Origin of the sequence: Mesorhizobium sp. M7A.F.Ca.MR.362.00.0.0 (assembly GCF_004023175.1) — a bacterium.
GTDB lineage: Bacteria > Pseudomonadota > Alphaproteobacteria > Rhizobiales > Rhizobiaceae > Mesorhizobium.
On record NZ_RZTF01000840.1, the window covers coordinates 1 to 782 of the forward strand.

General features: G+C 65.5%; 1 protein-coding gene and 1 pseudogene. One reads left to right on the forward strand and one right to left on the reverse strand.

All coding sequences use genetic code 11. From position 1 onward, the window contains the following. Nucleotides 1-473, reverse strand: a pseudogene (locus EOC06_RS38075) (competence protein); the annotation flags it as partial. Between the two features lie 102 nt (nt 474-575). Here EOC06_RS38075 and EOC06_RS38080 point away from each other — a divergent pair. After that, nucleotides 576-782, forward strand: a 207-nt coding sequence (locus tag EOC06_RS38080; protein WP_245470454.1) for a glutamate--tRNA ligase family protein, incomplete at its 3' end; no start/stop codon positions are given.

The following is a 782-nucleotide window of genomic DNA, read 5'->3' on the forward strand; positions in this document are numbered from 1 at the left end:
GCAGCAAGCAGTCCTAGGGCGCACAAAAGCGCCGCCATGAAACACAGATGGGTCTTTGGCCATGAGCGCGAGACCAGCGCACAGATCCCCGTCAAGATGACAACCGCGACAGGTCTCGCAAAGTCGGGTTCAGCCGTCAGCGAAAAATAGCCGATCGCTCCGATCGCCAGGCAGACCGGCACCAGCAGGAAGGCCACGCCCCGGTCGAGTTCCAGGCTCGCCGCCGTGTTCACGCTGTGGCGCAGGCGAGGCAGTGATGTCAGGCTGATTTGCCGGCGCACGCGAACGATCCTGCCGGTTTCGGCAACAGGAACAGAGGCGGCGACATCCGCTTGCAAGGGCGCCTTGCCGGGATCCGGCACAAGGGGCGATGGCGGCGGCAATGGGGCTGGCCGAGGCGCAAACAGGGACCGTTCGCTGACGCCGATGGCAGCGTCCTCGCCCTGATCCGAGCCCCAGCCTCGTCCAGCCATCGGGTCTGCCCCTTGCGCCCTCGACACCCTATGCTACATGAACGCCGGGCGCGCGAAAGCCCGCGCAACCGCACCCCGCTTCAGATGGTTTCCGAGAGTTCCATGTCCGACAAGGTCGTCACCCGTTTTGCCCCTTCGCCCACCGGCTATCTGCACATAGGCGGCGCGCGCACGGCGCTGTTCAACTGGCTGTATGCGAAGCACACTGGCGGCACGATGCTGCTGCGCATCGAGGACACCGACCGCGAACGCTCCAATGAAGCCGCGACGGCTGCCATCCTCGACGGGCTTTCCTGGCTTGGCCTGAGC